At 62.8% G+C, this 20,840-nt stretch carries 13 protein-coding genes; 10 read left to right on the top strand and 3 right to left on the bottom strand.

Annotated elements, in window-relative coordinates; all coding sequences use genetic code 11:
- Window position 1 precedes the first annotated feature (1 nt).
- The 4 genes from AD663_RS27005 (at window position 2) to AD663_RS26990 (ending at window position 5,490) form a co-directional block, all read left to right on the top strand.
- A complete protein-coding gene (locus tag AD663_RS27005) occupies window positions 2-868 on the top strand; it encodes an ABC transporter permease (protein WP_003186917.1) in 867 nt (288 codons plus the stop codon).
- Window positions 869-1,106: 238 nt separating this feature from the next.
- Window positions 1,107-1,595 (top strand): hypothetical protein, encoded by a 489-nt coding sequence (locus tag AD663_RS27000; RefSeq protein ID WP_003186916.1) that lies wholly within the window; start codon window positions 1,107-1,109, stop codon window positions 1,593-1,595.
- Window positions 1,588-3,030 (top strand): TIGR01777 family oxidoreductase, encoded by a 1,443-nt coding sequence (locus tag AD663_RS26995; protein WP_003186914.1) that lies wholly within the window; start codon window positions 1,588-1,590, stop codon window positions 3,028-3,030. The genes AD663_RS27000 and AD663_RS26995 overlap by 8 nt, the downstream gene beginning before the upstream one ends.
- A 9-nt stretch (window positions 3,031-3,039) precedes the next feature.
- The gene (locus tag AD663_RS26990) at window positions 3,040-5,490 is read left to right on the top strand and encodes a hypothetical protein (protein ID WP_003186913.1); all 2,451 of its coding nucleotides are present in this window, start codon (window positions 3,040-3,042) and stop codon (window positions 5,488-5,490) included.
- Here the strand turns inward: AD663_RS26990 and AD663_RS28790 are convergent.
- Entirely contained in the window at window positions 5,471-6,160 is a 690-nt protein-coding gene (locus AD663_RS28790) for an NYN domain-containing protein (RefSeq protein ID WP_083455212.1), read from the bottom strand. The genes AD663_RS26990 and AD663_RS28790 overlap by 20 nt on opposite strands.
- Window positions 6,161-6,626: 466 nt before the next feature.
- Between AD663_RS28790 and AD663_RS26980 the strand changes: the two genes are divergently transcribed.
- The 4 genes from AD663_RS26980 to AD663_RS26965 are packed head-to-tail and all read left to right on the top strand — an operon-like array spanning window position 6,627 to window position 11,322.
- Window positions 6,627-7,406, top strand: coding sequence for an efflux RND transporter periplasmic adaptor subunit (locus tag AD663_RS26980; protein WP_053214848.1), 780 nt, complete (start codon window positions 6,627-6,629; stop codon window positions 7,404-7,406).
- Entirely contained in the window at window positions 7,403-8,722 is a 1,320-nt protein-coding gene (locus tag AD663_RS26975) for an efflux RND transporter periplasmic adaptor subunit (protein WP_053214847.1), read from the top strand. Before AD663_RS26980 ends, AD663_RS26975 begins: the two co-directional genes overlap by 4 nt.
- A 1-nt stretch (window position 8,723) precedes the next feature.
- Window positions 8,724-10,820, top strand: a complete 2,097-nt coding sequence (locus AD663_RS26970) for a biotin/lipoyl-binding protein (protein WP_053214846.1) — start codon at window positions 8,724-8,726, stop codon at window positions 10,818-10,820.
- Window positions 10,821-10,830: 10 nt separating this feature from the next.
- Window positions 10,831-11,322, top strand: coding sequence for a GNAT family N-acetyltransferase (locus AD663_RS26965; protein WP_053214845.1), 492 nt, complete (start codon window positions 10,831-10,833; stop codon window positions 11,320-11,322).
- Between the two features lie 133 nt (window positions 11,323-11,455).
- Here the strand turns inward: AD663_RS26965 and AD663_RS26960 are convergent, their stop codons facing one another.
- Together AD663_RS26960 and AD663_RS26955 are read right to left on the bottom strand one after the other, a co-directional pair.
- Window positions 11,456-11,767 carry a hypothetical protein gene (locus AD663_RS26960; protein WP_053214844.1) on the bottom strand — a complete coding sequence of 104 codons (312 nt, stop codon included), beginning with the start codon at window positions 11,765-11,767 and terminating at the stop codon, window positions 11,456-11,458.
- A 46-nt stretch (window positions 11,768-11,813) separates the two neighbouring features.
- On the bottom strand, window positions 11,814-12,401 hold the full coding sequence (locus AD663_RS26955; RefSeq protein ID WP_003186901.1) for a phage tail protein: 588 nt from the start codon (window positions 12,399-12,401) through the stop codon (window positions 11,814-11,816).
- 304 nt (window positions 12,402-12,705) lie between these two features.
- Between AD663_RS26955 and AD663_RS26950 the strand changes: the two genes are divergently transcribed.
- A complete protein-coding gene (locus AD663_RS26950; RefSeq protein WP_003186899.1) occupies window positions 12,706-13,551 on the top strand; it encodes a sulfotransferase in 846 nt (281 codons plus the stop codon).
- Window positions 13,552-13,600: 49 nt separating this feature from the next.
- Complete coding sequence (locus AD663_RS26945) at window positions 13,601-20,836, top strand: Ig-like domain-containing protein (protein WP_053214843.1); 7,236 nt, start codon at window positions 13,601-13,603, stop codon at window positions 20,834-20,836.
- The last annotated feature ends 4 nt before the right edge of the window (window positions 20,837-20,840 follow it).

Raw genomic sequence — 20,840 nt, 5'->3', positions numbered from 1 at the left:
CATGAGCCATCTGTCGCCCGCGCGCGAAGAATACGAAGTCGACCTGCAACCTTTGACCCATGTGCCCCTGGAGCGAGAGCTGCCCCTGGGCCAGCGCCTCTGGCAACAGGGCTGGCTGCGTAAAAGCCTGATCCTGTTGCTGCTGGCGTTGGTGTGGGAGGGCGTGGCCCGCTACCAGAATAATGACCTGCTGCTGCCGGGCTTCCTGCAAACCGCCAGCGCGTTGTACGACGGTTTGCTCAGCGGCGAACTGCTGGGCAAGGTGTGGATTTCCCTGGTGGTGCTGATCAAGGGCTACTTGCTGGGTATCGTCTTGGCGTTTGGCCTGACCACCCTGGCGGTATCGACCCAATTGGGCCGTGATTTGCTCAGCACCCTGACGTCGATGTTCAACCCCTTGCCGGCCATCGCCCTGCTGCCGCTGGCGTTGCTGTGGTTTGGCCTCGGACAGAACAGCCTGATTTTCGTGCTGGTGCATTCGGTGCTGTGGGCGTTGGCGCTGAACATGTATGCGGGTTTTCTCGGCGTGTCGGAAACGCTGCGCATGGCCGGCCGCAACTATGGGCTGAAGGGCCTGCGTTTTGTGCTGTTCATCCTGATCCCGGCCGCGCTGCCGTCGATCCTCGCCGGGCTGAAAATCGGCTGGGCCTTTGCCTGGCGCACCTTGATCGCCGCCGAACTGGTCTTCGGCGCCACCAGCGGCAAGGGCGGCCTGGGCTGGTACATCTTCCAGAACCGCAATGAGTTGTATACCGATAAGGTGTTTGCCGGGTTGGCGGTGGTGATCTTGATTGGGTTGTTGGTAGAGAACCTGGTGTTCGACAGTTTGGAGCGGGTGACGGTGAAGCGCTGGGGGATGCAGCGCTGAGCCATGGGGTTTGGGTTGTCTGGGCTGGCGTTTTCGCGAGCAAGCCCGCTCCCACAGTTGATCGGTGTTGATCTCAATATTTCGGTTCGACACAGATCCCGTGTGGGAGCGGGCTTGCTCGCGAAGACGGTCTTCAATTCACCACAGGCATGTCAGCCTGACGCTACCTAATAATCCAAGTAAACCCTCGGCCATTTCCATTAGACTTGCGACCTCCAGCAAGCCTTCAGGACACGGAATGCCAACCCCTCCAAACCCCCTGCGCAAAGTCCTGGTCATTTGGCTCTACGCCGCCGCGCTGATGCATCTGCTGGCCGGTGTCACGCTGAGCTGGGCGGGTCATTCGGGCTTGCTCGATGGCTACCTGCACAGCATCGAACAGACCTTCTGGGGCGCCGCCGCCGTGCCTGCCACGGCCAGCGAACAACAGGTCTGGTGGCTGGCCTTGTTCGGTGCCACATTGCAAAGCTATGCGCTGTACATGTTCGCCCTTGTGCACATCGGTAATCGACTGAAAAGCGCGATGCCCTGGGGTTGGATAATCGCCGGCATCCTGCTCTGGGCGCCCCAGGACATGCTGATTTCCGCCCAGGCCCGGGTCTGGTCGCACCTGTGGCTCGACAGCCTTGCACTGCTGCTATTGCTGCCGCCGCTGTTCTGGCTCTATCGCCACGACCGCCGCACCTCCCTGCCTGACACCGCGTCGAGTGATTCGCACCATGCCTGACTTTTCATTGCTGGACCTGGCCATCGCGCTGTTGATCGCCCAGGCGATCCTCGGTGCGCTGGACACCCTGTATCACCACGAACTCACCGTCGCGCTGCCCTATCGCCACAGCGCCCGCCTGGAACTCTCCATCCACGCCCTGCGCTCGTGCTTCTACGGAATTCTGTTCCTGGGCATGGCGCACCTGGCCTTCCAGGGGACGTGGGCGATTGTCATTGGGTTGCTGTTTGCGCTGGAAATCGGCCTGACGCTCTGGGATTTCGTGGTCGAGGACCGGACCCGCAAACTGCCCGCCATCGAACGCATCATGCACACGGTGTTGGCGGTCAACGGCGGGGCATTCTTCGCGCTGTACGGGGTGCAACTGGCGCAGTGGGCGAGTCTGCCGACCGGCCTGGTTGCGATCGATTTCGGCTGGCGTGGCTGGCTGCTGACCTTGTTCGCCATCGGTGTGACAGCCTCGGGTATTCGTGACGGGTTGGCGGCGCTGCGCATGCAACGCGAAGGCAAACCGGCCAACCCGTTCGCCGGTGGCGCTTACAAACGTGTGTTGGTGACCGGCGGCACCGGGTTTATCGGCGAGGCCCTGGTCAATCAACTGCTTGATGCCGGGCATACGGTCAGCGTGTTGGCCCGCGATCCCTTGAAAGCGGCCTATCTGTTCGATGGACGCGCCCGTTGCCTGCGTTCGTTGAGCAAACTGGGCCATGACGAAACCTTCGACGTCGTGATCAACCTGGCGGGCGCACCGGTGGCCGGTCCGCGCTGGAGCCCCAAACGCCAGGCGCAACTCATCGCCAGCCGGGTCAGTACCACCGAAGCCTTGATGACCTGGCTGAAGAACGCCCGACACAAACCGGCGTTGTGGGTCCAGGCTTCGGCCATCGGTTTCTACGGCGTGCGTGACGCCAGCGAAAGTCTCGATGAAAGCGACACCCGTGGCGATGGTTTCATGGCCGAGCTCTGCGCGCGTTGGGAAGCCTCAGCGCTGCCCGCCACCGAGCTGGGTGTGCGCCAAGTGGTGATGCGCCTCGGTGTGGTGTTTGGTCCGGGCGGCGCATTGTTGCCGCTGCTGATTCCGTTTCGTCTGGGGTTCGGCGGGCGGATGGGTGACGGTCGGCAGATCATGAGTTGGGTGCATCGCGACGACGTGATTGCGGTCATCGCCTGTGCGTTCAACGACGACAGTTTGAGCGGCACCTATAACCTGGTGGCGCCGGAGACGGTCAGCCAGGCGCTGTTCGCTGAACGCGTTGGCAAGATTCTCAAGCGTCCGGTGTGGTTCCACATTCCCGCCGCGCCCGTGCGGGTCCTGGCCGGGGAAATGGCCCAGTTGTTTTTCGATGGACAACGGGTGGTGCCAAGCCGTCTCACCGAGGCCGGTTATACGTTCCGTTACCCGACCCTCGACGCCGCCCTGCGCGACCTGGCCTGAGGAGCATCCATGAGCAAGCCCCGGATGTACCTGCTGGCCGGCAACGGTAGCGCGGCCGATTGGTGGGACGACGCGTTGCCGCACTTCGAAGCCTACGATGTGATACCGCTGGAATTGCCGGGATTCGGCAACAACCCACAAGCCCCCTGCGAAGATCTTGTGGCCTATGCGCAAGCGCTCCTGGCGGCGACGGTCAAGGGCAGCGCAATCATGGCGGTGGGGGTGAACGCGTTGCTAGTGCTGCATGCGCTGCAACGCCAGCCCGGGCATTTTTGCCGCAGCGTGTTGCTGGCGCCGGTGGGCGCATTTTTATGGCAGCGGCGATTGCCGGCGTTGATGTCGCCGCTGCCGATTCGCAAGACCATTCACTGGCTGCTCTCGAACAAGCCGACGCTGTTTGCCCACAAGTTCTCCCGCCAGACCTGGACGCCCGCGCAGTATCAACGCATGGGCGCCGGATACGCCCGCTGCCGCGCCTTTGTGCCGCTCTGGGATCAGCTGCGTGCGGATACCGCACTGCCGCTGCTGGAGTGGATCACCGACCCGGTGGAACTGGTCTGGGGTGACCAGGACAAGGTGCTGGGCATCGAGCAGGCGGCCGCCTGGTCGGCCATTCTGGCCCGTGCCGATTTGACTATCAGCCTGAAAGCCGGCTGGGGTCATTACCCGTGGATTGACGCACCGGCCGAGTTCGCCGCGTGGCTGGAGTCGGGCGAGCGTGGGTTCGTCGCCCATACCAAAGGTGGGCGCTTGCGGCTGGCGGAACTGGCCGGGCAAGCGGTGCCGGCGGCGCTGTCGCTCAACGATTGCCACGACCCGCGCTTGCTGGCGTTTCTCGACGGCCAAACCGGCGCCAGCTGGGCGGTGCGCTCGTCCAGCTACGGTGAAGATCAGGCCGACGCGGCGAATGCGGGCTTGAGCACCACGTTCCTGCGCGAGCCGACGCACAACGTGCCAGCGCGCATCGCCGAATTGACGGCGGCGGGCGTCGAGGAAGTCGTGGTGCAGCGCTTCATCACGCCCAGGCTGTCCGGGATTGCGTTCGTACGTCACTTGTCTGTCGAGCTGGAATGGGTCGAAGGTCACTTGGAGTCGTTGGCCGACGGTCAGGCAAGTCCTGAGCGCGCCATCATGTCCCGCCTCGGCGCGGCGTGGAGCAGCGACACCTTCAAGCCCGCCCATGGCCTAACCGCCGACACGCTGTGGCGTTTCCTGCAAGGTGTGTTGCGGGTCTTTCACTACGTGCCTGGCGACGTTGAATGGGCCTGGGATGGCACGCAGCTGTGGTTGTTGCAGTATCGGCCGATCAGCGACTACGGCTGGCGCCGCCACCTGACCGCCGCCAACATCGCCGAGATCCTGCCGCCACAACCCAGCGTGCTGGTCGAATACGCCCAGCGCCGCGCGGCGGCGAGCATTCCGGCGATCATGGCCCGTTGGGATTCACGAGTATTGCAGGACAACGAGCCGTTCACGGCCGTATTTGACGGCGCTTCGTACATCAATAACGATCTGTTTCTCGCTCGATTGACAGATTGGGGCATCAGTGCCAGCAGCTATGCGGGCGAGGTCGGCGGCGCGACACCGCATCTGCCTTGGCGACCGCTGCGCCTGCTGCGTTCGCTGCCGTTGTTCCTGCGTATGCAGCGCATCGCTCGCGGACATCTGCTGACCCTCGAACACGGCCTGCGGCGCTTCGACCGGGAGTTGCTCGAACTCACCCGGCAAGGCGCCGACGGCCAGCAATTGGCCGACTGGTTCACCCGCTTCTATGTGTTTGTGGTGCAGGGAAACCTGTGCATCGCCAGCGCGTTGGCCAGCAGCGGCGGCGACCTGCTGGGGCGACCGCCCACTGCCTACGATGACCTTGAACACAGCCCGCATCGCCTGCCGTGGGAAACCGATCCGGCGACGCCACGTCCGGTCCCCACCGAGTTGCCCGTGCAAGCCTTCCCTCAATGGCCCTTGGTGATTCGCCTGGCCCATTCGACCGGCCTGCCGGGGCTGCGCGGTTACTATCTGCAAGTGCGCGAATGGTATCGCGACAACCTCATGCGGATCTTCTTTCGCCTGCACCACGCTATGCCAACTGCCGACCGGGCGCGTTGGTTTGCGCCGCATCCGGACATTCGCAGCCGCGCCGGCAGCTTCTGGCAGGACGGTCGCGAAGGCACCGAGCAGGCGAGTGGGTTCCTGATCTATCCGGGGCAGGCTCAAGGCATCCTGGGTGAGGACATTCTGCTTGAAGACACCCTGGACCCTGGCCGCCATGCACACTATCAAAGCGCCCGGGCCGTGATTGCGCGCATGGGGGGGCGTTTGTCCCATGGGTCGACCTTGTTGCGTGAGTTGCGTAAACCTTCGGCGGTGCTGCCTCAGGTGGATGTGGCGTGGCTGGGGCGTGAGGTGTTGTATCGGGATGGGGAGTTGACGTTGGTTGCTACCAGTAATCCGGCTTGATGGCGGGGGCTTTGTGTGTGGGCACTCGGTTGGGAAATTGGTGGGATTGGAGTTCGTCGCAAGTGACTACACGGCGCATCCAGTGGACGTGCTGCTTTAGCGAACCTGGAGACGGACGATTCAACTCAGCTCGATGAGGAAGAATGACGCCTACGGTTATTTCGGGAAAATCCTCCCGCAAGGCTCTCAAAGCGGGAGTCATATCGGTGTCGCTGGATACAAGCACCAATTGCTCTACCCGTTCATGACTCTTCAGCGTCGTTTGCTTTGCAGCGGCTCGGTACATGCTAATTGCTATGTGAACGTCCGTTTCTTTTTCCTCCAGTTTCCAGATGTCGACTTTGTCCTCACGAGAGGCTTTTGTCCTTCTATCAACGAAACGAGGGGCTTTGGCAGGTTCAAGTTGATGATGACCATAATGGACACGGATATGGGTGGTCTTCAGGGCGCGGATATAAGAATCTTGCGCTTCTTTTGATACTCGACCACGGGTGGCCAGTGAAGGTTTGACCGAGGAGGTGAAGTAGTCAACTGAGGCGGTCGTGCTGCGCGGGTTTTCGATATGCGCGATGTGTGACAGCAGGCTTCGCAAATCCAGCCATTTGTAAGGTGTGTCTGCGAGCAGTCCATAGAACAGGTTGTAGCCGTCAACAAAAAATGCGGTGCGCACAAGCTCTATCCCCAGAAACGAAAAAACCGGCCTAAGCCGGTTTTTTCACCCCAACAGCCAGAGAACTGAATCTCTGCGTACGGGGTTGAGTAGGGCCATCCTAAGTTGAGCGTGCCACAACGTCAACCGTTGGCTGGATGCTCCCTCGTCACCGGCGCAACAGTGTTGAGCGTATGCATGGTAGAAGGTCAAACCCATTTTTTGCTTGATCTGTCAGCGTTTGTTGCGAAATAGAGTCTTTCTTAGGGCAATGCTAGAAATCCGTCACCGAAAACCATTTCGAGCGAATGGAAGCTCCCAATCCCTTGTGGGATTTGATGTCCGTTGATATCAGAAAAAAACTGAGCGTTTTTTGGTCCCCCCTTCAACCTTTTTGAAACAAGAGTTTTCTTACTCCTGACAGCTACTCCCTTGACGCCCCCCACCGCTGTCGTAGACTCCGCCCATCCGTCAGGGAGTAACGGTCATGCGACGTTTGAGTAGTTGGGTTGTGGGATTGGCCTTTGTAACGTGCGGCGTCCAGGCGCAAACGCCTGTGGCAGATGATCCGTTGCTGGGCAACAACGTCGCGGCCAGTGCCTCGGGTGGCAATGAGGCGCGAGGCGTGTTGCGTGCGCGGGACCAGGCGGTGCTGGCCAGCGAGTTGGCCGGGCGAATCGTCGAGTTGCCGTTCAGCGAGGGCGAGTCGTTCAAGAAGGGCGACACATTGGCGCGTTTCGATTGCTCGGCGTACCAGGCCCAGCTCAATGCGGCGCAGGCGGCCAGCCGCGGCGCCGGTGAAGAGCTGGCCCATAACCGGCAGTTGGCGGAGCTGAAGTCGGTCGGGCGTTTCGAGGTCTCGCGGGCCGAAGCCCGGCTCAATGAAACCCAGGCCCAGTCCCAGGTTTACCAGGTCCAGGTCAAGCGCTGCAGCGTGATCGCTCCGTTCGATGGGCAAGTCGTGGCGCGCAAGGTCCAGCGCTATGAAAGCGTGGCAGCCGGCGCGCCGCTGCTGGATGTGGTCGACAACCGCACCCTGGAAATCCATCTGCTGGTGCCTTCACGCTGGATGGACCGGCTCAAGCCCGGCCAGCCTTTCACGTTCATTCCCGATGAAACGGGCAAGCCGTTGCAAGCGACCGTCAAGCGCCTGGGCGCACGCATTGATGAGGGTAGCCAGACCTTGTTGCTGGTGGCGAGCGTGCCGGATGCCAGCGGCTTGCTGTCCGGCATGAGTGGTACGGCGCGTTTCGCGGAGTCAAAGTGAACGCGCCGATAACGGGCAGCGCCGAACAGGTGTTTGCCCGCTTCCTCGATCTCGAACGCCAGACCCGGGCTGCGCGTACTCCGGCGCAGCTGAGTTATAGCCTGGTCAACGACGGCCAGGCCCTGTTCGGGTTTCGCCACGCCGCGTTATTGATCGCCGGCAAGGTACAGGCCGTAACGGGTGTCAGTGCCGTGGAGCCAAACGCGCCGTTCGTGGCCTTTGTCGAGCAGGCGGTGGCGCAGTTATTCAAGCAGGGCGTACTGAACCAGGCTCGGGTGATCGCTGCCGATGGCGTGAGCGAATCCATCCGGGCGGACTGGCGAAGTTTGTCGGCCGTGCAGGTGTTCTGGTTGCCGTTGATCGATCATCAGGGTCAGGTTTTCGGCGGTTTATGGCTGGCCCGTGACCTGCCCTGGACCCCGTCGGAGCAAGTGCTGTTGTCGCAACTGGGCGACACCTACAGTCATGCCTGGCTGGCGCTGCAACCGCGCAAGCCGTGGCGCCTGCGCTGGACGCGCAAACGCCAGGTCGCACTGGTGGCGGTGCTGCTGTTGGGTTTGCTGATCCCGGTGCGTCAGTCCGTATTGGCGCCTGCCGAAGTAGTGCCGCTGGGCGGGCAGGTGGTGGCCGCGCCGCTGGACGGCGTGATCGCTGAATTCCTGGTCAAGCCCAACCAGACCGTCAAGAACGGTGACCTGCTGCTGCGTTTCGAAAGCACCAGCCTCAAGGCCCAGGCCGATGTGGCCGAGCGCGCGTTGGGCGTGGCCGAGGCGGAACTCAAGGCCAACTCCCAGCGCTCGTTTGCCGACGCTGAGTCGAGCTCGAAGGTTGATTTGCTGGCTGCCCGCGTTGAACAGAAACGTGCCGAGCGCAACTACGCGCTTGAGCTGCTCAAGCGCAGCGAAGTGCGCGCCGAACGGGACGGCATTGCGGTGTTTGCCGACGCCGAGCGCTGGCTCGGCAAACCGGTGCAAACCGGCGAGCGCCTGATGGAAATCGCTGATCCGAACCAGGCCGAGTTGCGTATCGAACTGGCGGTGGGCGATGCGATTGCCTTGGAGCCCGGTGCGCAGGTGGCGTTGTTTCTCGACAGCGACCCGTTGCAGCGGCACCTGGCCTGGCTCGAACGCTCGGCCTACGAAGCGCAACCTACCGCTGCCGGGCAACTGGCGTATCGGTTGGATGCGCGTTTCGATGCCACAGCGCCGCGCATCGGCCTGCGGGGCACGGCGAAGATCTTTGGCGATCGCGCCCCGCTGGCCCTGTACCTGTTGCGCCGACCACTGGCCGGCCTGCGCCAGAGCGTAGGCCTGTAGCGTGAGCCTGCCGAGCCTGCGGCCGGACCTGCAGCTATCCCCGGCGACCCCGGATCCGGATGGTTCGCCCCAGTGGACCCTGGCGGATCCGGTGCGCGGCCGTTATTTCAAGCTCGGCGCGGCAGCGATGCGCTTGCTTCGCCACTGGTCCTTGGGTGATCCGGAGCAGGTACTGCAAGCCGCGAACCGGGAGCCGGGCCTGCCGCTCAATGGCGAGTCCCTGGAGCAGTTGCTGGGTTTCTTGCGCGGCCATGATCTGATCAGTGCAATGGACCCGCAACAGCGCGACAGCTATCAATTCAAAACGGCCGCGCAGCGTCAGAGCCTGTGGCAGATTCTGCTGCATCAATATTTGTTCTTCCGGATCCCGCTGTGGCGTCCAGACGCCTTTCTCAACCGCGCCTGGCCTTGGCTGGCGCGGTTCGGTCCCTCGGTCCTGCGCTACGGCATCCCGCTGACGTTGGGCACGGGTATCTTCCTGGTGTCGCGGGACTGGCAGCGGTTCCTGGCGACGTTCCCGCATCTTTTCAGCTTGGGCGGTGCCCTTGCGTTTGGGGTGGCATTGTTTTTCGCCAAGCTATGCCATGAGTTCGGCCATGCCTTCATGGCCAAGCGTGCCGGTTGCCGCGTACAGAGCATGGGCGTGGCCTTCATGGTGCTGCTGCCGATGTTCTATACCGACGTCAGCGATGCCTGGCGGATCAATGATCGCAGGGCTCGGTTGCTGATTGGCGCGGGCGGAGTCCTGGCGGAGTTGCTCCTGGCCTGCATTGCCTTGCTGGCCTGGTCGCTGCTGCCAGACGGGCCGGCGCGCACGGCGGCTTTCATGCTCGCCACGGCCACTTGGATCACCACGCTGATCATCAACTTGAACCCTTTCATGCGCTTTGATGGGTATTTCCTGCTCAGTGATTTCTGGGCGGTGGATAACCTTCAGGGCCGTGCATTCGCATTGTGTCGCTGGCGCCTGCGTGAAGCCTTGTTCGGCTATGGCACGGCGGCGCCGGAAGCCTGGTCGCCGCAGATGCGCCGCCGCTTGCTGGTGTGGGGATATGGCTCGTGGTTGTGGCGCGCTGCGCTGTTTTTCGGTATCGCCCTGGCGGTCTATCACTTGTTTTTCAAAGTGCTGGGCATTTTTCTGATGATGGTCGAATTGGTGTGGTTCATTTTTATGCCCATCGTGAATGAAGGGCGGCAATGGTGGAGCCGTCGTGAACACGCCCATGGTCCTCGGGTGGTGTTCACGGGGCTGGTGTTGCTGGCGTTGGCGTTGGCGCTGTTGCTGCCCTGGCGCAGTGCGGTGGAAGTGCCGGTCATGCTTGAGGCCGGTCGCGCCAGCGTGTTGCATGCGCCCGTGGCGGCGCGGGTCAAGCAGGTGAATGTGCATGACGGCCAGGTCGTGGCCCAGGGCGATGTGCTGGTTGAGCTGGAGTCGCCGGACATGGCGTCGCGCCTGACCATCGTGCGCCGGGAAATCGAGATCCAGCAGCTGCAAATGCGCCGCCAGGCCGGACGCAGCGAAACGGCCGCCGACGCTGGCATCATCGAGCAGCAGCTGGCCGAGGCGGTGGCCGAGTACCGTGGGCTGGTCGCCCAGCGTGAGCGCTTATTGCTGCGTGCGCCCCACGCCGGGCAGGTGCGCGACTTGCTGCCGCAACTGGCAGTGGGGCGCTGGCTGTCACCGACGCAGCCGCTGGCGCGGGTGGTGCAGACCGATTCCCGGCTGCGCGGTTACCTGACCGAAGCCGAGCTCTGGCGGGTCGGTGCCGGTGCCACGGGGCGGTTCATCGCCGACGATCCGATGCACACCTCGATTGCGGTGCAGTTGGATGAAATCGACAACAACGGCGTAGCCTGGGTCGAGCAGCAGGCGCTGACGTCCGACCATCACGGACCGATTGCCGTGCGCCGCGACTCACAGCAACGGGCGGAGCCTGTGCAGGCGCAGTATGGCGTGCGCCTGAGTGCTATCGACGACACGCCCGCCCCGGTGCAACCGCTGCGTGGCGTGGTGGTGTTGCAGGGCAAGGGTGAGTCGGTGCTCGGAGCGGCCTGGCGTCGGTTGGCGGCGTTGGGTGTCAGGGAAAGCGGTTTCTAAGGGAGGCAGCATGGATTCAGTGGCGGCAGAGCGGCTGGTGGTACGTCCATCGCGGGCCAGCGATGGTCCGTTCTTGCAGAGCCTTTACCAGGCGGCGCGGCCGGACCTGCAATGGATCGACGGCGAGCCAGAGCAAGTGCAGCAGGTTATCGCCCAGCAGTTCCAAGTGCAGGAGCAAGGCCTGGGTGAGCATTTTCCCGACGCCATGCATTACGTCGTGGAAAAGCTCGGCAGCGCTATAGGCGCCTTGAGCGCCGATTTCGGTCCCAATGAAATTCGTGTGCTGTACCTGGCCTTCATCCCCCAGGCTCGAGGCCAGGGCTTCGGTCGAGCGGTTCTGCAAGGGGTCCAAAAAGCGGCGCAACAGATCCGCTGCCCGGTGGCGACCGTGGTCTGGGCCAGCAACCCCCAGGCCCGCCAACACTACCTGGCGCTGGGCTTCGAAGTGCAGGAGCACAACCCGGCGGCGGAGCGGTTGGTCTGGTATCCGAAGGGGAACTGAGCCGTTCCTGACTCGCTACATGTCCAATGTGGGAACGAGCTTGCTCGCGAAGGCGGTGTGTCAGTAGAGGAATTCTCGCCGGATACTCCGTCTTCGCGAGCAAGCCCGCTCCCACAAGGGAATCAGCGTTTCTTCAGTTGAATGCGATATAAAAATACCCCATGGCCGGGTCCCGTCCCGCTGCCGGTACCCGCGAGACGAACACTCCTTCGAGCCTTCCGATTTCTGGCACCTCAAGTGAACACAGCCCGTCCACGAATTCGGTGTTCTGCAAACTGTTGAGCTCTACGCCGAAAGGCACGCGTTCGGCGTTCGGCATCTTCGCCCGAGGCGTTTGCTCAAGGTGCTCGAAGCGAACAGCCAGGCGGCTGCCGTCCGGCAGGGTCAGGCTGCTGGTCTGGCCTAGCAGCGGTTGGAAGTGGTGGCTCTGAACCTGTTGCAGCATATCGACACTCCACAAGACCGGAGGGCCGAAGCCCTCCGGCGGGTCATCAGTTGCGGGTCGGAAAAATACCTTCGAGTGCGATGCTGAAGTTGATCGCCAGGAACGGGTTCATGACCGACATGGGCAAGCCGTTGCCCGCAGGCGATATCGTGCCGTTGACGGTGGTGGTCACGCCTTGCAGTGGCACGGGAGACGCGCCTATCTGGTCGGAATAGATCGCCGCCGAGCCCGGTCCGGTGCCCGAGGTCCCGATGAACGAGTTGGTGGCCGTTGGAGTATTGACTGGGTTGCTGGCCGGGTTTGCCAATTGCAAGGTGGTTGCGGCGCTGATACCCGTGAGGGTGTGGGTGTGGTTGGGCAGGTTGTTGATCGTTGCGGTGACGCTTTCAGTGCCAGAGACTTCGCCGATGACGCGCGGGCTCAGCCCCCCGCCATTGCCCATGCCCATGGGGAGGCGACTTTGCAGGTTGGGAAGCAGGAAGGTGGTCTGCCCATTGCCTCCATAAGTCACGCCGAGCAGAGAGAACAGTGCCGAGTTTTGTGCGATGCCGATGGTTTGCCCGTTGCACAGCGCCCAGCCCCTGGGGGCAAAGTTAAAGCCGAACGCCTGGATGGTGCCCATGAATACTTCCATAAAATCCTCATCCCTCAGGTTATTGGTCTGACGGAACCTGGCGTACACGAGGAACAAGTCTGCGATCAGCCTGACTCCTTCATTCCCTGGCCTGGTCACGCACGGCTGAGCGTAGACGGGGTTCTTTCTTTCTGCCGAGGGAAAATGGACCGAAAAGGGGGCGGCGCAGCTGAATCGGTTCATTAAAAACGGGTGCTTGTACCGTCCATCTTTTTTACGGTTTAGCGAGGATTTGATATCAAAGTACTACTAGGCGACTTTTGTTTCCTCGGCTACGCTCTGCGGTACAAAGGGACTACACACGGTGAATGGATTGTCACAATTTCACTTTATTTCAGGTCTGCCGCGCTCGGGCTCGACCCTGCTTTCTGCGATTTTGCTGCAGAACCCGCGCTTTCATGCCGGCATGACCAGTCCCGTCGGTACGCTGTTCAGCAGCGTCCTGCAGCAATGCAGCGCCGGCAGCGAGTTTGGTTCGGTGATCGACACTGACTTGCGCCGCCGCCTGTTGCGCGGTCTCTTCGATTCCTACTACGCCGACAAGGCCGATAAACCGGTCATCTTCGACACCAATCGTCAATGGTGCGCCCGGCTGCCCGCGTTGCAAGACCTGTTTCCCCAAGCCAAGACGATCGCCTGCGTGCGCAACGTCGCCTGGGTGCTCGACAGCCTGGAGCGGCTCTATCGCGCCAACCCGTTCGAGAACACCAAGCTGTTCAATGACGATGACGAGCGCAACACCGTCTACAGCCGCTGCGAAACCCTGGCCCAGCGCAACCGTCTGGTGGGGTTTGCCTGGACGGCGCTCAAAGAGGCGTATTACGGCGAGAACGCCGAGTCGCTGCTGATCGTGGACTACGACCTGCTGAGCCAGGCGCCGGAACGGGTGATGCGGCTGGTGTACGACTTCATCGGCGAGCCCTGGTTCGAACACGATTTCGATCACCTGACCTACGACGCCCCGGCCTTCGACCAGGCGTTGGGTGTCGCCGGCCTGCACAAGGTCAAGCCCAAGGTCGCGCCGCAAGCGCGGCGCACCCTCCTGCCGCCGGATCTGTTCGAGAAATATGCCGAGCTGTCGTTCTGGCGTGATGGGTCCGCGAGCGCCGCCAATGTCATTCGTATGAAAACCGACGCCGCCGTCAGCTGACCGCGGTTTTTTCATTGCTGTTCTAGAAGTCCGAGTCCAGGTGATCGTCATGTGGTGGAGCAAAGGCAAGTCGCGGGTAACCGAGGGCGCACAAGCCCTGGCATCGCCAATGATCATGTCCCTGGAGCCGCGAATGTTGTTCGACGGTGCGGTGGCGGCGACGGTGGCCGATGCTGCGCAACCGGACGCCCATCCCACGGCCGATGCGGCCAAGACGCCTACGGCGGATCAGCCTGCCGACAACCATGCCCCGCAGGGACAGGTCGATGCCACCCAGGCCGCCGTGCCGGGCAAGTCCGTGGTGTTTGTCGATTCCCGGGTCAAGGATTCCGCCAGCCTGCTCGAAGGCGTCGCGCCCGGCACCCAGGTGGTACAGCTGGACGCCAGCAAGGACGGCCTGCAACAAATCGCCGATTACCTGGACACCCACCAGGGCGTCAGCTCGGTGCAGATCATCGCTCACGGTAACGCTGGTGACTTGTGGCTGGGCAACAGCTACCTGTCGGCGGACAACGTCCAGGCACGCAGCGAGGTGCTGGCGCAGATTGGCCAAGACATGAACGCTGGCGGCGATATCCTGATCTACGGTTGCTACACCGCTGAAGGTGATCGCGGGCTGAACTTTGTCGATTCATTGGCGCAGTTGACCGGCCGAGACGTGGCTGCGTCCAACGATCGCACCGGCCTTGGTGGTGATTGGGACCTGGAAATCGCCACCGGCAATATCGAGAGCGCCAACGCGCTCTCGGCCAATGCCATGAGCGAGTACCAATGGGGCCTCGCCACTTGGACCGCTACCAACAACCTCAATACTGGCGTTGGTTCTTTGCGTGCAGCTTTGGCGTCTGCCCAGAACGGCGACCTCGTGACGTTCAGTACCGGCATGACCATTTCGTTGACCCAAGTGCTGGACGTCAACAAGAACGTCACGATCGACGGCGACCTCAATAACGATAACGTGGCCGACGTTACCCTCGACGGAAATTACCGCACCCAGATCATCAACGTGACGGCCGGCACCACGGCGACCCTCGACGGCTTGGTGATTACCCGGGGCATGGCCGCCGGCAACGGTGGTAATGGCGGCGATGATGCGTTGGTGGCCAAGGGCGGCGGGATTTATAACGCCGGCACCTTGACCCTGAAGAATGTCACCGTCACCGCGAACGCCGCTTCGGGCGGTGGTGGCGGCGGCGGTGTGACGCCGCAATACGCCGGCGGCGCCGGTGGTGGTGGCGGTGCCATTGGCGTCGGTATCGGCGGGCGCGGCGGTGACACGCTCAACTCCACGGGTAACGCCGGCTCGGCGGGCCAGGGCGGCGCCGGTGGTGGCTTCTTCAATATCGGCGGCCGAGGTGGTTCTGCCACCGGCGGTGCTGGTGGTGCGGCTTACCCAGGCTACAGCACCGGTTCGGCCGGCGGCACCGCCAACAGTGGAGGTCTGTCCATTGGTGGCGGTGGCGGTGGCGACGGTTACAACGACATCGGCGGCGCCGGTGGCGGGGCTGTCGGCGGTATCTACAACGACACTGGCGCGACGCTGCGAGTCATTGGCAATTCGGTCATTTCCAGCAACGTCGGTGCGGGTGGCGGTGGTGGCGGTGGCGGTGCCGGTGGCGGTTACATCCAGGCGGGCGGCGCGGGCGGTGTCGGTGTCGGCGCCATCTGGAACAAGGGTTCGATCCTGATGACCGCCGCCAACTTTGCGGCCCTGGCCGGCAACGTCGGCGGCAGCGGCGTGGGCGGAACGAGTGCCGGCTCCGCGGGTGTTACGCCGGGGGCGGTGGCCAACGTCTATGGCGACGGTGGCACCATTAACACCAACTATGTACCGGACGAGACACCTCCCACCGCGACGGTCGTGGTGGCCAATACCAGCCTGAACTCCGGCGGCACGTCGGCGGTGACCATCACCTTCTCCGAAGCCGTGACCGGACTCACCGCAGCGGACCTGACGGTGCAGAACGGCACAATCGGTACGTTGACCACCGGCGATGGCGGTATCACCTGGACCGGTACCCTGACAGCGGCAAGCAACATCTCCGATACCACTAACATCATCACCTTGAACAACACCGGGGTTGCGGACCTGGCCGGCAACGCTGGCGTGGGCACCACTGACTCGAACAACTACGTCGTCAACGACACTGTGGCGCCGACGGCGATGATCGTGGTGACCGACACAGCCCTCAAAAGTGGCGAAACGTCGCTGGTGACCATCACGTTCTCCGAGGCGGTGACCGGCTTCACCACCGCCGACCTGACGGTGGCCAACGGTACGCTCACCGGACTGAGTACCAGCGACGGCGGCATCACCTGGACCGCGACGTTGACACCGGACGCGGGCGTCACCGACAGCACCAACCTGGTGACACTGAGCAACACCGGTATCTCGGACTTGAGCGGCAACGCCGGTGTTGGCACCACCAATTCCAACAACTATACCATCGACACCTTGCGCCCGACGGCCACGATCGTCGTGACCGACACGGCCTTGAGTGCCGGCGAAACCTCGCAGGTGACCATCACGTTCAACGAGGCGGTGACCGGCTTCACCACCGCCGACCTGACGGTCGCCAACGGCACGGTCACCGGTCTGAGCAGCAGCGACGGCGGCATTACCTGGACCGCGACGCTGACGCCGAGCGCCAGCACCAACGATGCCACCAACCTGATCACGCTGAACAACAGCGGCATCGCTGACGCTTCCGGCAACGCTGGCACCGGCACCACCGACTCGAACAACTACGCCATCGATACGCAGCGTCCGACCGCCACGATCGTGGTGGCCGATACCGCGCTGAGCATCGGCGAAACCTCCTTGGTGACGATTACCTTCAGTGAGGCCGTGACCGGTTTCACCCTGGCCGACCTCACCGTTGCGAACGGCTCCTTGAGCGGTCTGAGCAGCAGCGACGGCGGCATCACCTGGACCGCGACGCTGACGCCAAGCGCCAGCATCAGCGATGCCACCAACCTCATCGTCCTGGCCAACACCGGCGTGCTGGATGCAGCGGGTAACACCGGTACGGGCACCACCAGTTCCAACAATTATGCCGTTGATACCCAACGTCCGACCGCCAGTATTGTCGTGGCCGATAACGCCCTGAGTATCGGTGAAACGTCGCTGGTGACCATCACCTTCAACGAGGCGGTGACCAGCTTCACCAGCGCCGACCTGACGGTCGCCAACGGCACGCTCACCGGCCTGAGCAGCGGCGATGGCGGCATCACCTGGACCGCGACGCTCACCCCGAGCGCCAGCACCAGCGACACCACCAACCTCATCACCCTGGATAACACCGGCGTGAATGACGCGGCAGGCAACGCCGGCGCCGGAACCACCGACTCCAACAACTACGCCATCGACACCGCGCGCCCAACCGCGACCGTCGTCGTCGCCGACACGGCAGTCGCCATCGGCGAAACGTCGTTGGTGACCATCACGTTCAACGAGGCGGTAACTGGCTTCACCCTGGCGGACCTGACGGTTGCCAATGGCAGCCTGAGCGGGCTCAGCACCAGCGACAACATTACCTACACCGCGACGTTCACCCCGAGCGTTGGGGTTACCGACGCCTCCAACTTGATCACCCTGAACAACGGTGGCGTTGTGGATGGGGCGGGCAATGCCGGCAGCGGCACCACCGATTCGAACAACTACGGTGTCGACACACAGCGACCGACCGCTACCATCGTGATTGCCGACACCGCGCTGAGCGTCGGCGAAACGTCGTTGGTGACCATCACGTTCTCCGAGGCGGTGAGCGGTTTCGACAACTCGGACCTGAGCGTCGCCAACGGCACCTTGAGCGCGGTCAGCAGCAGCGACGGCGGCATCACCTGGACCGCCACCTTCACCCCGGCGCTTGGCGTCAGCGACACATCCAACGTCATCGTCCTGAACAACACCGGCGTCAGTGATGGGGCGGGCAACACAGGATCCGGCACCACCAGCTCCAACAACTACCAAGTCGACACCAACGTTCCAACGGCGACCATCGTGATTGCCGATAGCACGTTGGGGATCGGCGAGACGACAGTGGTCACCGTGACCTTCAACTCGGCGGTCAGCGGTTTCGACAATTCGGACCTGACCGTCAGCAATGGCACGCTCGGCACCATGGGCAGCACCGATGGCGGCGTCACCTGGACGGCCACGTTCACACCGAGCGCCAGCATTTCCGATACCACCAATGTGATCACGCTGGACAATACCGGGCTGATCAACGGCGCGGGCAACGCAGGCGTTGGCACCACCGATTCCAACAACTACGTGGTCGACACCGTGCGACCCACCGCGACCATCGTCGTGGCGGACACGGCCATGGCCGCCGGCGAAACCTCGTTGGTCACCATTACGTTCGCAGAACCTGTGACCGGCTTCACCCTGGCCGACCTGACCGTTGCCAATGGCGTGTTGAGTGGGCTGAGCACCAGCGACAACATCACCTTCACTGCAACGTTCACCCCCGCCGCCGGTATCGTCGACAGCAGCAACCTGATCACGCTCAATAGTGGCGGGGTGGTCGATACGGCCGGCAACGCCAACGTCGGCACCACCGACTCGAACAACTACGCCGTCGATACCCAACTGCCGACCGCTACCATTGTGATGGCCGATACCAGCCTCAGTGTTGGCGAAACCTCACTGGTGACCATCACCTTCAGCGAGGCGGTGACGGGCTTTTCCAATGCTGACCTGAGCGTGGCCAACGGTACCCTGAGCGCCGTCAGCAGCAGTGACGGCGGCATTACCTGGACGGCGGTCTTTACCCCGACCCTCGGCGTGCGAGACGCGACCAACCTGATTGTGCTGGACAACACCGGCGTGAGCGACGCGGCGGGCAACGCCGGTACCGGTACCACCACTTCCTTCAACTATGCCGTCGATACCCAGGTGCCGACCGCTACCATCGTGGTGGCTGATACGGCCTTGAGCATCGGCGAAACCTCGCTGGTGACCATCACGTTCAACGAGGCGGTGAGTGGTTTCGACAATGCGGACCTGACCGTCAGCAACGGCACGCTGAGCAACGTGGGCAGCACCGATGGCGGCGTCACCTGGACGGCAACGTTCACGCCGAGCGCCAGCATCTCCGATACCAGTAACCTGATCACCCTGGACAACACCGGCTTGATCAACGGCGCGGGTAACGCGGGCGTCGGCACCACCGATTCCAACAACTATGCCATCGACACCGTGCGTCCCACCGCGACCATCGTCGTCGCTGACACGGCTATTGCCGCGGGCGAAACCTCGCTGGTGACCATCACGTTCAACGAAGCTGTGACAGGTTTCACCGATGCCGACCTGACTGTCGCCAACGGTACGCTCAGCGGGCTGAGCAGCAGCGACGGGGGCATTACCTGGACCGCGACCTTCACGCCGTCCGCAGGTATCAGCGACACCAGCAACGTGATTACCCTGGCCAACGGCGGTGTCGCCGACCTGGCGGGCAATGCCGGCAGTGGCACCACCGACTCCAACAATTACGCCCTCGATACCGCACGCCCGACCGCCACCATCGTGCTGAGCGATTCGGTGTTGAAACCGGGTGAAACCGCCCAGGTCACCATTACCTTCTCCGAGGCGGTGACCGGCTTCAGCAACGCCGACTTGAGTGTTGCCAACGGCACCCTGAGCGCGGTCAGCAGCAGCGACGGCGGCTTGACCTGGACGGCAACGTTCACGCCAACCCTGGGGATAACCGATGCGACCAACCTGATTACCCTGGACAATACCGGGGTGAGCGATGCAGCCGGCAACACCGGGGCAGGCACAACCGATTCGGCCAATTACGCGGTCGAGACGCGGGTGCCCACGGCCACCATCTTAGTCGCCGACAGCGCACTCAAGGCAGGGGAAACCTCGCTGGTGACCATCACGTTCTCCGAAGCGGTCAGCGGTTTTGACAATACCGACCTGAGCGTGAACAACGGCACGCTGAGCAATGTGAGCAGCACCGATGGCGGGGTCACCTGGACAGCCACCTTCACGCCGACGGCCAGCATCACCGACACCAGCAACCTGATCAGCCTGGACACCAGCGGTGTTATCAACGCCTCGGGCAACAGCGGTGTCGGTGTGGTGAACTCCAATAACTACGCCATCGACACGATTCGCCCGGGCGCCACTATTACGCTTGGCGACACCACCCTGGGCATCGGCCAGAGCACTACCGTGACCATCAGCTTCACCGAGGCGGTATCCGGTTTCGACCTGTCGGATCTGAGCGTCGCCAATGGTGTGCTGTCCAACCTTGCCAGCAGCGACGGCGGGCTGACCTGGACGGCAACGCTGACACCGACGGCGGGTGTCAACGACGCCACCAACCTGATTCTGCTTGATGCCAGCAATGTGCAGGACCTGGCTGGCAATGCGGGCGCAGGTATCGCGATCTCCGCCAACTACGCACTCGACGCCACCCGGCCGAGCGCCACCATCGTGGTTGCCAATCCGAGTCTGAGCGTAGGGCAGTCGACCCAGGTGACCTTCACCTTCAGCGAAGCGGTGACGGATTTCGACTTGTCGGACCTCAGCGTCACCAACGGCGAACTGACCAACCTGACCAGCAGCGACGGCGGCAAGACCTGGACTGCGACGTTCACGCCAACGGCAAACCTCACCGATCCGAGCAACTTCATCGCCCTGGACACCCGTAACGTCAGTGACGCTTCGGGCAACGCCGGCGCCAGCGTGGCGGTCTCCAACAATTACGCAATCGACACCGTCGTGCCTAACGACGTGAAACCACCGCCGGACTTCCTCACATCGGACCCGATCACGGTCATTCCACCGTCCGAGGTGCCGCTGCAACCGGTCGTCTTCACCCCTCCCACGGGCAACCTTGGCTCGCCGTTGGGCTTCCCACCGCTGTTCGAACAACGGGACGTCGGCGGTGGCCTGAAGCCGATAGGGGATATTTTCATCAACCGCGGCCAACTGGCGCCGAGCTATATCGCCCAGGTGTTCAGCACCGACGCCGCCGGCGATGGTTCAGGCCAGGGGTTCCTGGGCTTTGGTGGGGGCGATGGAGGGGTGTTCGGCAGCAGCACGCTTTCGACGCTGTTCAACCAGGACTCCGCTTCCGAGGGCGAATCGATGGACGCCTTCGGCAACCAGTCGATCCAGAGCGGCGATGTTTCCCAAGGGCTGCGCGGGATGTTCGGCGCGCCAACCCTGGGCCAGCAACTGCAACACCTCAAGGACACTGAACAGCGTCAGGTCGACAGCCTGGCAACCGCGTTACGACAGGTCGGCATCAGCCAAGTGCAGGCCTGAATTC

The organism is Pseudomonas sp. Q12-87 (genome assembly GCF_001269755.1).
Taxonomy (GTDB): domain Bacteria; phylum Pseudomonadota; class Gammaproteobacteria; order Pseudomonadales; family Pseudomonadaceae; genus Aquipseudomonas; species Aquipseudomonas fluorescens_S.
This window is presented reverse-complemented; position numbering and strand designations above follow the sequence as displayed.